Genomic DNA, 13,772 nt, shown 5'->3' on the forward strand with positions numbered 1-13,772 from the left:
TGTTGTCTCGCTTCATCAGGCGGTGCGTTGGGCCGTCTTCGCTTTCGACTGCTGCACGAAGTTCTCGAGTAGCGCGTGGCCGTGCTCGGAAAGAATCGACTCGGGATGGAACTGCACGCCTTCAACCGCCAGTTCCTTGTGACGCACGCCCATGATTTCGCCGTCTTCGGTCCAGGCGGACACTTCGAGGCAGTCGGGCAGCGACTCGCGTTCGATCGCGAGCGAGTGATACCGCGTGACGACGAAGTGCTTCGGCAGGTCGGCGAACACGCCTTTGCAATCCGTTTCGATCGTGCTGACCTTGCCGTGCATGATGGTCTGCGCGCGCACCACGCGCCCGCCAAATGCTTCGCCGATGGCCTGATGACCGAGGCACACGCCGAGAATCGGCGTCTTGCCGGAAAACTCGCGCAGCACGTCGAGCGTGATGCCGGCGTGTTGCGGATTGCTCGGGCCGGGCGACAGGCAGATGCGCTCGGGGTTCAGCTTCGCTATTTCGTCTAGCGTGATTTCGTCGTTCCGATAGGTGCGCACGTCTTCGCCGAGTTCGCCGAAGTACTGCACCAGGTTGTAGGTGAACGAGTCGTAGTTGTCGATCATGAGCAGCATGGTGGGTCTCCGGTCAGAAGTCGCTATCGAGGCCGTCTTGAACCTGTTCGGCCGCGCGCAACACGGCGCGCGCCTTGTTCTCGGTCTCTTGCCATTCGGATTCGGGCACCGAATCCGCGACGACACCCGCTGCCGCCTGCACATACAGATTGCCGTTTGCGATCACGCCGGTGCGGATGGTAATGGCGAGGTCCATTTCGCCGGTGAACGACAGATAGCCGACCGCACCGCCGTAGAGGCCGCGCTTCACGGGCTCCAGTTCGTCGATCAGTTCCATTGCGCGGACCTTTGGCGCGCCCGACAGGGTGCCGGCCGGGAAGGTGGCGCGCAGCACGTCGAAATTGGTCGTGCCCGGCTTGAGCTTGCCTTCCACCGAACTCACGATGTGCTGCACGTGCGAGTACTTTTCGATCACCATCTTGTCGGTCACAACCACCGAGCCGATTTGCGCGATACGGCCCACGTCGTTGCGCGCAAGGTCGATCAGCATCACGTGCTCAGCGATTTCCTTCGGGTCGTTCAGCAGTTCAGTGGCGAGCTCGGCGTCGCGTTCCGGCGTGTTGCCGCGCGGGCGTGTGCCGGCCAGCGGACGAATGGTGACGATACGGTCTTCGCCGCGTTTTTCCTGGCGCACCAGAATTTCCGGCGACGCGCCGACCACATGGAATTCGCCGAAGTTGTAGTAGTACATATAGGGCGACGGATTCAGCGAACGCAGCGCGCGATACAACGACAGCGGATTGTCGCGGTACGGCTTCGTCAGACGCTGGCCGACCTGCACCTGCATCAGCTCTCCGGCGGCGATGTATTCCTTCGCTTTGCGCACGGCCGCCAGATAATCGTCTTTTGCGAACTCGCGGTAGGTTTCGGTGCGCACGCTCGCCGACGTGACCGGCGGCTCAACGGTCGCGCGCAAACGCTGACGCAGCTCGCGCAGACGCTGCTTCGCCTTCGTGTACGCCTCGGGCTGCGTCGGATCGGCATAGATCACGAGGTACAGCTTGCCCGCGAGGTTGTCGATTACCGCGACTTCCTCGGTCAGCAGCAACTGGATGTCCGGCAGGTTCAGATCGTCTTTGGGCGCCGTGTGTGCCAGCTTTTTCTCGATGTAACGCACCGCGTCGTAGCCGAAATAACCCGCGAGGCCGCCAGCGAAACGCGGCAAGCCCGGACGCTGCGCGACCTTGAAACGGCTCTGGAATTGCTGGATGAACTCGAGCGGATCGCCCTCATGTGTTTCGATCACCTTGCCGTCGCGCACCACTTCTGACACGCCGTTGCGGGTGCGCACCAGCGTGCGCGCCGGCAGGCCGATGAACGAATAGCGGCCAAAGCGCTCGCCGCCCACCACCGACTCGAGCAAAAAGGAGTTTGCGCCGTTGCGCTCGGTCTGCGCGAGCTTGAGATACAGCGAAAGCGGCGTTTCAAGGTCGGCGAGCGCTTCGGCGATCAGCGGGATGCGATTGAAACCCTCGTTGGCGAGGGACTGGAATTCGAGTTCGGTCATGTTCCGATCCTGTTCATAGGTCCGGCGGCAGCGTGCGTCGGACAAAGCGGGGCATGGCGCAGCCGGTCAGGCGTTGGTTCGACATTTGCGATGATGAACCGACCGGCGCGATTTTCCCATCGACGCAAGCACGGAGTTCCGGCGCACAGATGTACTTTGCCAGTACACAGGCCGAACCAACCGATGCAGCGAACCGAAAAGATGGAAAAACGCGTGAGCGCAGCGAAGTAAAAAACGGTTGCCGAAGACGAGCTTCAGCGTACCTCAGGCGAGGTTAGCGCGACCAGCGACGCCAGGGCCAGGCTCCCCGGTCGATGCTAATCAGACTCCGTTTTTTATTCAGAAACATGAGGATGAAGGACTTTTCAAGTCGTGGATTGGTGCGCTGCGATCGCCTTGGCGGCGTCCAGCAGCGAGGCAACTATACCATCGGATTTTATTGTTTGTATAGCTTGGCCATGGTTGTAGCCGTACGGCACAGTGAGCGTCGACATGCCCGCCGCACGGCCCGCCAGCGCGTCGTTTTCGGAATCGCCGATAGCCACCGTGGCGCGCGGTTCGACGCCAAGCTGCGCCGCAGCGGTCAGCATGGGCAGCGGGTCTGGCTTCTTTTTCGGCAGACTGTCGCCGCCCAGCACAACGCTAAAGTATTGCTCGAGCCCATATTGCCGCAACAGTTCGACCGCGAAGCGATGCGGCTTGTTGGTAACGCACGCGAGCTTCACGCCGGCGTCGCGCAGGGCGGCGAGGCCGGCTTCCACGTCGGGATAAAGGCGCGTGTGCAGGCCGTTGATCTTCGCGTATTCCGCCTGATAGATGGCGAGCGCTTCGTCGAAACGGTCTTGCGCGTTTTCCGCTTCGAAGCGCGGCGCGAGCACGCTGCGGATCAGGTGCTCCGAGCCCTTGCCGACATAGCCGACCACTTCCTCGCGCGAGGTTTCCTCTGCGTCGAGCTGCGCGAGCATGCCGTTCAGGCCGGCGGTGAAGTCGTCGGCGGTGTCGATCATCGTGCCGTCGAGATCGATGATCGCGGCTTGCAGGCGCGGGCCGGTGAAAGTCGGGGCGGGGAACGGAGCGGTCATGTGGCGCGGTCTCAGTGCTGGATGTTGGCGAGCGCGGCGCGCATCTTGTCGATCACGACCTTGTGGTCCGGTTGGCCAAATATCGCCGAGCCCGCCACGAACGTGTCCGCGCCCGCCGCGGCAATTTCCGCGATGTTGTCGACCTTCACACCGCCGTCCACTTCCAGATGGATCTCGCGGCCGGTGCGTTCCTTGTACGCGTCGATCCGATTGCGGGCTTCGCGCAGCTTGTTCAGCGCCTCCGGAATGAACGACTGGCCGCCAAAACCGGGATTCACCGACATGATCAGCACCAGGTCGAGCTTGTCCATCACGTGGTCCAGATAATTGAGCGAGGTGGCCGGATTGAAAACGAGGCCGGCCTTGCAGCCGTGATCGCGGATCAGCGACAGCGTGCGGTCGATGTGGTCGGAGCCTTCCGGGTGAAAGCTGATCAGATTCGCGCCTGCCTTCGCGAAGTCCGGCACGATGCGGTCTACGGGGCGCACCATCAGATGCACGTCGATGGGCACGTCCACATGCGGACGAATGGCTTCGCACACGAGCGGACCGATGGTGAGGTTCGGCACGTAATGGTTGTCCATCACGTCGAAATGGATCCAGTCGGCGCCGGCGGCGACGACATTGCGGACTTCTTCGCCGAGGCGGGCAAAGTCGGCGGACAGAATGCTGGGAGCGATGCGGAATTGCGTCATGGCGGCGGGCGGATGCAAGCGGGAAAGCGGTATTTTACCTTTTGTGAGCGGGTGTGCGGGTGTGCGGGTGTGCGGGTGAGCGGGTGAGCGCGGTGAGCGCGGTGAGCGCGGTGGCAGGGGGAGGCAGGCGGTGGGCGCGAGCGGCCTGGCGGTGGTGGGCAAGATGCGCAGTGAACGCTGAGCGGTGCGAAGCGGGCAGCCTGGCGGCGTTACGCCCAATCCGGGTCGCGGCTCTTCGTCCTGCAAAGCCGCGGCGCTCATTGGCGTCCCGTCAGGAAGTCGCCGGAGACGAGCCGCAAGCGTCCGCAGCGTCTTACGTGTCCTTGTCCAAAGGTTATGTCCGGTTGCGGGCGCCTCGCTCATGCCGCAGAATGCCAAACCATGGCGCTGCGGCGTCAATGAGCCTCAAGCCATTGGCGTTCGGGCTTTCCAGCAATCTTCTCGCACCCGTTTCAGCAGATTGGAATCAGGATGAGCCAGTACGAATTCAGCGTGTCGGCGCAGGTGCAGTTCCTGCCCGAGGAGTCGGACCCGGAGCGTCGTCAGTATGCGTTCGCTTATACGCTGACCATCCGCAATACCGGTCAGGTGCCCGCGCAATTGATCGCTCGGCATTGGGTGATCACAGACAGTGAAAAGGCCGTGCAGGAAGTGAAGGGCTTAGGCGTAGTCGGCCACCAGCCGCTGCTCAAGCCCGGCGAGCAGTTCGAATATACGAGCTGGGCGGTCATCGCCACGCCGGTCGGCACGATGCGAGGAGAGTATTTCTGCGTGGCCGAGGACGGCGAGCGTTTCGACGCGCCAGTGCCCGAGTTCATTCTGCGCATGCCGCGTACGCTGCATTGAACCGTGGGCGCGGTCCGCGGTCTTTAACGGGGCAATGCGCGCCGTGGAATGCGCGAACGGCACTGCGTCAGAGCGGTTTTTGCGGGTTTTGGGGGTTTCGGGGGGTGTGCGGCTTTGGTGCCTCGCGGCTGTTGGCGCGCGCCGCTTTCTTTTTACCGGACGACGTCCACACCACGATGAACACGAGCAGGAACAGCGCGAGAAGCGATTCCAGCGCGAAGATGAGCATTGGGTATTCGTCGAACAGATCAGACATGGCGGTTTCCATCAAGAACGAACATTGTATGCGTTTTGTCCGCGCGACCGGAGCCTGGCTCGGCGCGCTTTCGGTGGCGGCAATCCTCGCTGCCTGCGGTGGCGGCGGCGCGGTCCGGCCGGTGGCTTCGCCGCCCACCGGCGCCGCGATCATTCCTGGCCAGATCGCCGCTACGCGGCTCACGGCCGTAGCGTGGCAGCAGGTTCCCGGCTGGCAGGACGATTCGCTGATCGGCGCGACGGCCGCGTTGCGGCAGAACTGCATGAGGCTTGCGCGCCAGCCGAACTGGGCGCGGGCATGCGCTGCGGCGGCGCAACTGGACGATCTCGACGTCACTAGCGCCCGTGCTTTTTTTGAAGCCTATTTCACGCCCTTCCAGCTAGCCAACAACGACGGCACGCTCGACGGTCTCGTCACCGGTTACTACGAGCCGTTGTTGCGCGGCTCGCGCACGCGGCATGGCGTTTATCAGACTGCACTGTATCGCTGGCCGTCGAGCTATCGCCCCGGCACGCCAATGCCGCCGCGGGCACAGCTCGAACGCATGGGCGTGTTGAACGGCAACGAGCTTGTCTGGGTGGACGACCCCATCGAGGCGTTCTTCCTGCAAGTGCAGGGTTCCGGCCGGATCGTCATGGAAGACGGCAGCGTGATGCGCGTGGGCTTTGGCGGCACGAACAACCAGCCATACAAGTCCATCGGACGGTGGCTTCTGGATCGCGGCGAGCTCACTCCTGCGCAAGCCACCATGCAAGGCATCAAGGCGTGGGCGCGCGCGAACCCCGGCCGCGTGGATGCGCTGCTCGATACGAATCCGCGCTTCGTGTTCTTCCGCGAGATGCCGTCGGCGGAAACTGTGCCCAAGGGCGGCGCGGACGGCCCGATCGGCGCGCTTGGTGTGCCGTTGACGCCGGAGCGTTCGATCGCCGTCGATCCGGCCTCGATTCCGCTCGGCACGCCTGTCTTTTTGCAGACCACCCGGCCGCTGACGAACTCGCCGATGAACCGTCTCGTGTTTGCGCAGGACACAGGCTCAGCGATCAAGGGTGGAGTACGCGCCGACTATTTCTGGGGTCTCGGCGACGACGCAGGCGATCTTGCGGGGAAGATGAAGCAGGGCGGCCGGATGTGGTTGCTGCTGCCGAATTCCTGACGGAAGCTACGACGCATTGCGCGCGTAGGCGCGGCGGCGCGTGCGGGATTGCGGGGGGGGGGGGCGCTGTGTGGCGTGGCTGCGGCGTTTGCGCGGGACGCCACCGCTAGTAGCTAAAGACACGGCCGAGTTCGCCACACGGCCGGGCTGGGGGCCACGGCGAGCTCGCGTGACGGCCGGTTTAGCGCCACGGCCGAGTTGGCGCCACGGCCGAGTCAAGACTACGGCCGGGTTAGCGTCCCGGCCAAGTTATCGCCACTGCCAAGTTAGTACCCGGGCCAAGTTAGCGCCCCGGCTAGCGCCCCGGCCAAGTTAGTGCCACTGGCGAGTCAAGGCCACGGCCAAGCTAGCGCCCCGGCCGCCCAATTTCCGCGCGCCCCTCTCAAAACACCCGCAGCTTCTATTCACTGCCCCGACTTGCGCTTGTCGACGACGCGGCGCGCCTTGCCCACCGAACGTTCAATTCCGTTCACCGCCAGCACATTGACGACCGCGCTTACACCGATAAGCGCCTTGATGTCATAGGCCAGCGCCTGCTTCGCCGCGCTCAGGGCGGCAACGTCCGGCGCCGTTTCCGGGCAGGGCTCCACGTTCAGCGTCATCACATCGAGCGGACCTTCCTTGGTCAGCACGATCTGATAGTGAGGAGCGAGAGCATGTTGCTTGAGCAGCAGTTCCTCGATTTGCGTGGGAAACACGTTGACGCCACGCACGATCATCATGTCGTCCGAGCGCCCGGTGATTTTTTCCATGCGGCGCATGTTGCGGGTGCTGCCCGGCAGGAGACGCGTGAGATCGCGCGTGCGGTAACGAACGATCGGCAACGCTTCCTTGGTGAGCGACGTGAACACCAGTTCGCCGAGTTCTCCGTCCGGAAGGACCTCGCCGGTTTCGGGGTCGATGATCTCCGGATAAAAATGATCTTCCCAGATGGTCGGGCCGTCTTTCGTCTCGACGCATTCCGACGCCACGCCCGGCCCCATCACTTCCGACAAACCGTAAATGTCGACCGCGTCGATGCCCATGCGCTGTTCGATAGCACGACGCATGTCGTTGGTCCACGGCTCCGCGCCGAAGATGCCGATGCGCAGCGAGCAATCGGCTGGGTTGACGCCCTGGCGTTCCAGCTCGTCGGCAATCGAGAGCATGTAGCTCGGCGTCACCATGATGATGTCGGGCCGGAAGTCCTGGATCAGTTGCACCTGCTTTTCCGTCTGGCCGCCGCCGAACGGGATCACGGTCAGGCCCGCGCGCTCCGCGCCGTAGTGCGCGCCCAGACCGCCCGTAAAGAGGCCGTAACCATAGCTGACATGTACTTTGTCGCCGGGTTTGGCGCCGGCCGCGCGGATGGAACGCGCGACGAGATTCGCCCACGTGTCGATATCGCGCGCGGTGTAGCCCACCACGGTCGGCTTGCCTGTCGTACCCGATGAAGCGTGGATGCGCGAGATCCGCTCTTGCGGCACGGCGAACATTCCAAACGGATAGCTGTCGCGCAAATCCTTCTTTGTCGTGAACGGGAAGCGCGCGAGGTCCGCAAGCGTCTTCAGGTCGCTCGGATGAATCCCCGCTTCCTCAAACTTGCGACGATAGACGGGTGAATTTTCGTACGCGTGGTTGAGCGACCATTTGAGCCGTTCAAGCTGAAGCGCGGCCAGTTCGTCGCGACTGGCGGTCTCGATTGGATCGAGCGGAAGGGCGGGGCTCATTGATTGTCTCCTTGCTGCCTCAATGCTGGGTCTGATATGGGCTGCGCTTGCGCGCAAAACTTCGAGCGGCGGCGCTGGAACTGCGGGCTGCCGCCATGCGGTGGACCGTTTGCCGGCTCACCGCTCATGACTGCCACGGACTTGCGACTCTCGCGTGGAGCGCTTGCCGTGAGCCTTCTTTGGGCGCTTTTGACGCGGCAGTCTTTGTCTTAATCCGGTTTCGTGGTCGACGGTGCAAGCGGAATCACGTTGCCCTTGATTTGCGCCGATTTGCCGCGAAACATCGCGACTGTCTCGCCGGCGCGATTAGTGACGCGAATGTCGTAGATTCCTGTGCGGCCGTTCAATGTCTGCTCGACAGCCTCTGCGGTGAGCACATCGCCGCCATGCGCCGGACGGAGGAACTCGATCGAGCAACCCGATGCCACCGTGTTGAGGTTGCGCGAGTTGCAAGCGAACGCGAAGCTCGAGTCAGCGAGCGTGAATATCAGGCCGCCATGACAGATCTGATGGCCGTTGAGAAAATCGGCACGTACAGGCATCCGCAGACGCGCATAGCCCGCGCGCACTTCCACAATTTCGATGCCCAGCGCACGGCTGCACGCGTCGTTCTCGTACATGGCGGCGGCGGTTGCGCGGGCGAGTTCGTCGGGCATCATGTCCGAAGGGTAGAGAGGTTGCGTCGACATATCAGCGCCCTTCGAAGCGCGGCGCGCGCTTCTCTACGAAAGCTTGCACGCCCTCCGCATAGTCGTGCGATGCACCCAGTTCGCGTTGCAGGTCGCGCTCGAGGTCGAGTTGCTCATCGAGCGTTTGCGTCGTGCCCGCGCGCATGGCCTGCTTGATCGCAGCGATGGCGCGTGTGGGTTGCTGCGCGAGCTGTGCCGCCAGTCTGGCCGCGGCTTCCGCGAGCTCCTGATCGTCGACGGTCTGCCAGATGAGCCCCCAGCTTTCGGCTTTCTCCGCGCTCAACTTGTCGCCGGTGATGGCGAGCCCCATTGCGCGCGCCATGCCGACGCGCTGCGGCAAGAACCACGTGCCGCCAGAATCCGGCACGAGGCCAATCTTCACGAAAGCTTGGATAAAGCTGGCCGAACGTGCCGCCAGCACGATGTCGCAAGCGAGCGCGAGGTTTGCGCCAGCGCCCGCCGCCGTGCCGTTGACTGCTGCTATCACGGGCAACGGCAGTGACTGCAGGCGGCGAATCAGCGGGTTGAAATGCGCGTCGATCAACTCGCCAAGATCCGTCATGGCGCCGGGCGTGAAATCGAGATCGGCGAGATCCTGTCCTGCACAGAAGCCGCGCCCCGAGCCCGTCAGGACGAGAGCGCGAGCGCCGTTCGTCTCGACTTCGCCCAGCGCGGCCGCCAGTTCCTCGTGCATCGCGCGCGTGAAACTGTTCAACTTGTCGGGGCGGTTCAGCGTGATGGTGGCCACGCGGCTCGATTCGTCAAACTCCAGGCGGATCGCTTCGTATGACATCGGGTGTCTCCTCAAGGTCCCGTTCGCGAAACTTTTCGCGGAACTGCGGCGCTTTATGTCAGAGCCGTTCAATGACGAGCGCGATGCCCTGGCCCACGCCGATGCACATGGTGCAAAGCGCGAAGCGCCCGTTGCAGCGCTCGAGTTGATACAGCGCGGTCGTGACAAGGCGCGCGCCCGATGCGCCGAGCGGATGCCCGAGCGCGATCGCTCCGCCATTCGGATTGACGCGCGGGTCGTCGTCCCGCAAACCTAGCGTGCGCAGAACCGCAAGCCCTTGCGAGGCGAATGCCTCGTTCAACTCAATCACGTCGAGTTGCTCGAGCTTAATGCCAAGTTGCTTGAGCAACTTTTGCGTGGCCGGTGCCGGGCCAATACCCATGATGCGCGGCTCGACGCCGGCCGTCGCCATGCCTACGACGCGTGCGCGACGGCGCAGGCCGTATTGATCGGCCGCTTGTTGATTCGCGAGCAGTAGCGCGCAGGCGCCGTCGTTCACGCCCGATGCATTGCCGGCAGTGACGCTGCCCTCGGGACGAACGACGCCCTTGAGCTTTGCGAGGCTTTCGAGCGAAGTCTCGCGCGGATGCTCGTCGAGTGTGATTCGAACGGGGTCGCCCTTTTTCTGCGCTATCTCGACACCGACGATTTCCTGCGCCAGCGTACCGTCACGTTGTGCGCGCGCTGCCTTCTGCTGGCTGGCCAGTGCGAATGCGTCCTGATCGGCGCGGCTAACGCTGAACTGGACTGCCACGTTTTCCGCAGTTTCCGGCATTGAATCGACGCCGTACCGGCTCTTCATGAGCGGATTGATGAAGCGCCAGCCGATCGTCGTATCGTAGATGTCGGCTTGCCGCGAAAACGCGCTCGCCGCCTTGCCCATCACGAAGGGTGCGCGAGTCATGCTTTCCACGCCGCCCGCGATCATCAGCCGGGCCTCGCCGGCCTTGATGGCGCGCGCTGCGGTCCCGACGGCGTCCATGCCCGAGCCGCACAGACGGTTGATGGTCGCGCCCGGCGCCTCTGTGGGAAGCCCCGCGAGCAGCGCCGACATGCGGGCCACGTTGCGATTGTCTTCGCCGGCCTGATTCGCGCAACCGTAGATCACGTCGTCCACGGCGCGCCAGTCCACGCCCGGGTTACGCTCGATCAATGCCTTGATCGGCACGGCGCCGAGGTCGTCGGCCCGGACGTCTCTCAGGGCGCCGCCGTAGCGGCCGATGGGAGTGCGAATCGCGTCGCAGATAAAGGCGTCGTTCATATCCGTTCCTGCTGAGGTGGACCGGCGTTGCCTGCCGATCCGATGTCTCATGTTAGTTGGCGCGCACGGCGGGGTCTATTCGGCCAAAAGACGTAGGACGAACCGAACACCGTGCTTCGGTCTTATGACGTTCAGCTGACTACCGCCGGCACCGCTTTCGGTTCAACATGAACGCGGCTTTGGATTACACGGAAGCGATTGGCGACGAAGGCCGCGTCGGTGAGCGCGGCATTTGCCGCCGGGTTCGCGCCAGTGCCATGGAAATCGGAGAACGCCGCCGACTGGTTGACGAACACACCGCCCGTCAGGTTGATCGAAAGCGCGACGCCGCCGCACAACGACGCCTCGTGCGCCTGTTCGAGCACGGCTTGATCTGTGCTGTACACCGAAAGAGTCAGGGCGCCGTGCTCGGCCGCGATCGTGCCGGCGAGTTCGAGAGACTGCGCCGTCGAGTCGGTAGCAATGACGAACGAGATGGGACCGAACCATTCCCGCGTGAATTGCGCGCGGTCGGTTGCGGCATCGAGCTGGACTACGAGCGGCGTGCGCACGCGGGCAGCGGCAAAAACGGGGTGCTCCAATGTCTGGCTCGGGGCAAGAATGCGGCCGAGCCTCGCGGCTTCGTCGATGCGTTGGCTGACGCCTTCATTCTGGATTGCGCCGAGCAGCTCGACGGCACGCGCGGGGTCCGCCACCAGCTTTTGTACGGCGCCGGCAATGGCCTGCGCGACTTCGTCGAACGTGAGTGTGCCGTCCGCGGTACGGATGCCGCCGCGCGGTATGTAGATATTTTGCGGCGCGGTGCACATCTGGCCGGAGTAAAGCGCGAGGGAGAACGCGATGTTGCGGGCGGCGGCTTTGATGTCGTCAACGGAGTCGATCACGATTTGATTGACGCCGGCTTTTTCGGTGTAGACCTGAGCCTGGTGCGCGTTGCGCTCGAGCCAGGTGCCGTTTTGCGTGCTGCCGGTGAAGTCGATCAACTTGATCTCCGGACGCACGGCCAGGCTTTGGACGATCGCACCGTCGTTCGGCTCAGTGGCGAGCAGCGTGACGACGTTCGGGTCGAAACCGGCTTCGCGCAGAACGTCGCGCGCAATTCGCACTGTTATTGCAAGCGGCAGGATCGCGCCGGGATGCGGCTTGACGATCACGGCGTTGCCGGTGGCGAGGTCGGCGAAAAGGCCCGGATAGCCATTCCACGTCGGGAACGTGCAGCACCCGAGTACGAGGCCGGTGCCGCGCGGCACGATCGTGTAGCGCTTGTGCATAGCGAGCGGCGGGTTCTTGCCTTGCGGTTTTTCCCAGTGGGCTTCGGCGGGGATGCGGCGCAATTGGTCCCACGCGTACACGACGGCTTCCAGCGCCCGGTCTTGCGCGTGCGGGCCGCCGGCCTGAAACGCCATCATGAAGGCCTGGCCGGTCGTGTGCATCACGCTGTAGCCGATTTCGAAGCTCGCGCGATTGAGCCGCGCCAGGATTTCGAGCGATACGCCGATCCAGGCCCGCGGGCCAGCGGCGCGCCAGTCGCGTTGAGCAGTCGCGGCTGCCGCAATGAGCGCGTCGGGAGCGGATTGCGGGTAACGGATACCGAGCGGGAAACCGAATGGAGACACTTCCGCGCCAACCGTTTCTCCCGTGGAAGGCTGGTCCAGCTGGAAGGCGGTGTTCAGATGCGCCTTGAAAGCGGCTTCGCCGTCCGCGTTGGCGGTTTCCCCGTACACTTTCGGACTGGGCATTTCGACGAACGGGCTCCAGTAACCGCGCGTTTCCGCCGCGGCGAGCGCCTTTTGCAGCGTGTCTTCGTGCTTGGTGAAAAACGGATGTGTCATGGCAGAGGCTTGGCTGTACGTTGGAAGGAGCCCGTCGAATAATTGACCGACCGGTTGGTTGGGGAATGTTAGCATTATTAAGATAGCCGCGCGAAGCGTTTTTCGCGCTCGATTTATCACAAGGAGGCGGCATGGCTTACGAGAACATTCTGGTCGAGACGCGGGGGCGGGTTGGCCTCGTCACGTTGAATCGTCCCAAGGCGCTGAACGCGCTGAACGATGCCTTGATGGACGAACTAGGGACGGCGCTGCGTGAGTTCGACGCCGACGACCACATCGGCGCCATCGTCGTGACGGGCAGCGAGAAGGCGTTCGCGGCGGGTGCGGACATCGGCATGATGTCGACCTATTCCTATATGGACGTCTACAAGGGCGACTACATCACGCGCAATTGGGAGACGGTTCGCTCGATTCGCAAGCCGATCATTGCGGCGGTGGCCGGCTTTGCGCTGGGCGGCGGCTGCGAGCTGGCCATGATGTGCGACATGATCTTCGCTGCAGATACGGCGAAGTTCGGACAGCCGGAAATCAAACTCGGCATCATGCCGGGCGCCGGCGGAACGCAGCGCTTGCCGCGCGCGGTGTCGAAGGCGAAGGCGATGGACCTGTGCCTTACCGCGCGCTTCATGGACGCGGTGGAAGCGGAGCGCTCCGGGTTGGTGTCGCGCGTTATTCCCGCGGCGTCTTTGATTGACGAGGCGATTGCCGCGGCCGCGACGATCGCCGAGTTCCCGCTGCCGGCGGTCATGATGGTGAAGGAGTCGGTCAATCGCGCGTACGAAACGACGCTCGCGGAGGGTGTGCATTTCGAACGTCGCCTTTTCCATTCGTTGTTCGCGACGGAAGATCAAAAGGAAGGGATGGCGGCGTTCGTCGAGAAGCGCAAACCGGTTTTCAAGCACCGTTAATACGCTTGTCAAAATAACGCTTGCAAGGCGTCGCCCGTCTCGCTAGAATCTCGCTCTTTCGTGCTCCGGACGCCGGGGCACGGGAAGCGGGAAAGCCAGTAGTGGCAAGGCTTCCGGCGGTGGCGGCAGGTTCAGGCAGTAGCAAAAACCTGTTGACGGCGCAGCGGAAGTTCTGCATAATCCCGCTTCTCTGCTGCTGATGCAGCGACGCAGAACGAAGCAGTGCCGGGTAGTTTGAAACAGGCGCTTGCGGAGTATGCGGACCGATCTTTAAAAACTAACAGCCGATAAGTGTGGGCGCTTGATGCGCGACGCGAGCCGGGTTCTTCGGAGCCGGGCGTTAAAGCGAAAGTATCAAGTCTCACACAGTAATGAAAGGAAGGTTTTTCTGTCGGAAGATGGAGAGATCATTCGTCAGTACGTTGAGTGAGC

General features: G+C 63.2%; 13 protein-coding genes. 3 read left to right on the forward strand and 10 right to left on the reverse strand.

Going from position 1 to position 13,772, the window contains the following annotated elements; all coding sequences use genetic code 11:
- Positions 1–15 precede the first annotated feature (15 nt).
- From A3AC_RS0123740 to rpe, 4 genes are all read right to left on the reverse strand, one after another.
- Positions 16–609: an aminodeoxychorismate/anthranilate synthase component II gene (locus tag A3AC_RS0123740; RefSeq protein WP_025601962.1), complete on the reverse strand. Its 594-nt coding sequence runs from the start codon at positions 607–609 to the stop codon at positions 16–18.
- A 13-nt stretch (positions 610–622) separates the two neighbouring features.
- Entirely contained in the window at positions 623–2,116 is a 1,494-nt protein-coding gene (gene trpE, locus A3AC_RS0123745; RefSeq protein WP_025601963.1) for an anthranilate synthase component I, read from the reverse strand.
- A gap of 365 nt (positions 2,117–2,481) precedes the next feature.
- On the reverse strand, positions 2,482–3,198 hold the full coding sequence (locus A3AC_RS0123750; RefSeq protein WP_025601964.1) for a phosphoglycolate phosphatase: 717 nt from the start codon (positions 3,196–3,198) through the stop codon (positions 2,482–2,484).
- Positions 3,199–3,209: 11 nt separating this feature from the next.
- Entirely contained in the window at positions 3,210–3,893 is a 684-nt protein-coding gene (rpe, locus tag A3AC_RS0123755; protein ID WP_025601965.1) for a ribulose-phosphate 3-epimerase, read from the reverse strand.
- A 471-nt stretch (positions 3,894–4,364) separates the two neighbouring features.
- On the opposite strand from rpe, the gene apaG reads away from it, so the two are divergent.
- Positions 4,365–4,739 carry a Co2+/Mg2+ efflux protein ApaG gene (gene apaG, locus A3AC_RS0123760; protein WP_025601966.1) on the forward strand — a complete coding sequence of 125 codons (375 nt, stop codon included), beginning with the start codon at positions 4,365–4,367 and terminating at the stop codon, positions 4,737–4,739.
- A 67-nt stretch (positions 4,740–4,806) separates the two neighbouring features.
- Here the strand turns inward: apaG and A3AC_RS0123765 are convergent, their stop codons facing one another.
- A complete protein-coding gene (locus A3AC_RS0123765; RefSeq protein ID WP_025601967.1) occupies positions 4,807–4,995 on the reverse strand; it encodes a hypothetical protein in 189 nt (62 codons plus the stop codon).
- Here A3AC_RS0123765 and mltA point away from each other — a divergent pair.
- Complete coding sequence (gene mltA, locus A3AC_RS0123770) at positions 4,916–6,148, forward strand: murein transglycosylase A (RefSeq protein WP_198018031.1); 1,233 nt, start codon at positions 4,916–4,918, stop codon at positions 6,146–6,148. The two genes, A3AC_RS0123765 and mltA, sit on opposite strands and share 80 nt — an antisense overlap.
- Positions 6,149–6,552: 404 nt before the next feature.
- Here the strand turns inward: mltA and paaK are convergent, their stop codons facing one another.
- The 5 genes from paaK to paaN all read right to left on the reverse strand — a co-directional run bounded on the left by paaK (position 6,553) and on the right by paaN (position 12,432).
- A complete protein-coding gene (gene paaK, locus A3AC_RS0123775; protein WP_025601969.1) occupies positions 6,553–7,857 on the reverse strand; it encodes a phenylacetate--CoA ligase PaaK in 1,305 nt (434 codons plus the stop codon).
- Between the two features lie 209 nt (positions 7,858–8,066).
- Positions 8,067–8,546, reverse strand: a complete 480-nt coding sequence (paaI, locus tag A3AC_RS0123780) for a hydroxyphenylacetyl-CoA thioesterase PaaI (protein ID WP_025601970.1) — start codon at positions 8,544–8,546, stop codon at positions 8,067–8,069.
- Position 8,547: 1 nt separating this feature from the next.
- The gene (gene paaG / locus A3AC_RS0123785; RefSeq protein ID WP_025601971.1) at positions 8,548–9,339 is read right to left on the reverse strand and encodes a 2-(1,2-epoxy-1,2-dihydrophenyl)acetyl-CoA isomerase PaaG; all 792 of its coding nucleotides are present in this window, start codon (positions 9,337–9,339) and stop codon (positions 8,548–8,550) included.
- Between the two features lie 58 nt (positions 9,340–9,397).
- On the reverse strand, positions 9,398–10,600 hold the full coding sequence (pcaF, locus tag A3AC_RS0123790) for a 3-oxoadipyl-CoA thiolase (protein ID WP_025601972.1): 1,203 nt from the start codon (positions 10,598–10,600) through the stop codon (positions 9,398–9,400).
- A 131-nt stretch (positions 10,601–10,731) separates the two neighbouring features.
- Entirely contained in the window at positions 10,732–12,432 is a 1,701-nt protein-coding gene (paaN, locus tag A3AC_RS0123795) for a phenylacetic acid degradation protein PaaN (protein ID WP_025601973.1), read from the reverse strand.
- A 131-nt stretch (positions 12,433–12,563) separates the two neighbouring features.
- Here paaN and A3AC_RS0123800 point away from each other — a divergent pair, with 131 nt between their 5' ends.
- On the forward strand, positions 12,564–13,340 hold the full coding sequence (locus tag A3AC_RS0123800) for an enoyl-CoA hydratase (protein WP_025601974.1): 777 nt from the start codon (positions 12,564–12,566) through the stop codon (positions 13,338–13,340).
- Positions 13,341–13,772 lie beyond the last annotated feature (432 nt).

It is taken from the genome of Burkholderia sp. WSM2230 (genome assembly GCF_000472445.1).
Taxonomy (GTDB): Bacteria; Pseudomonadota; Gammaproteobacteria; order Burkholderiales; family Burkholderiaceae; genus Paraburkholderia.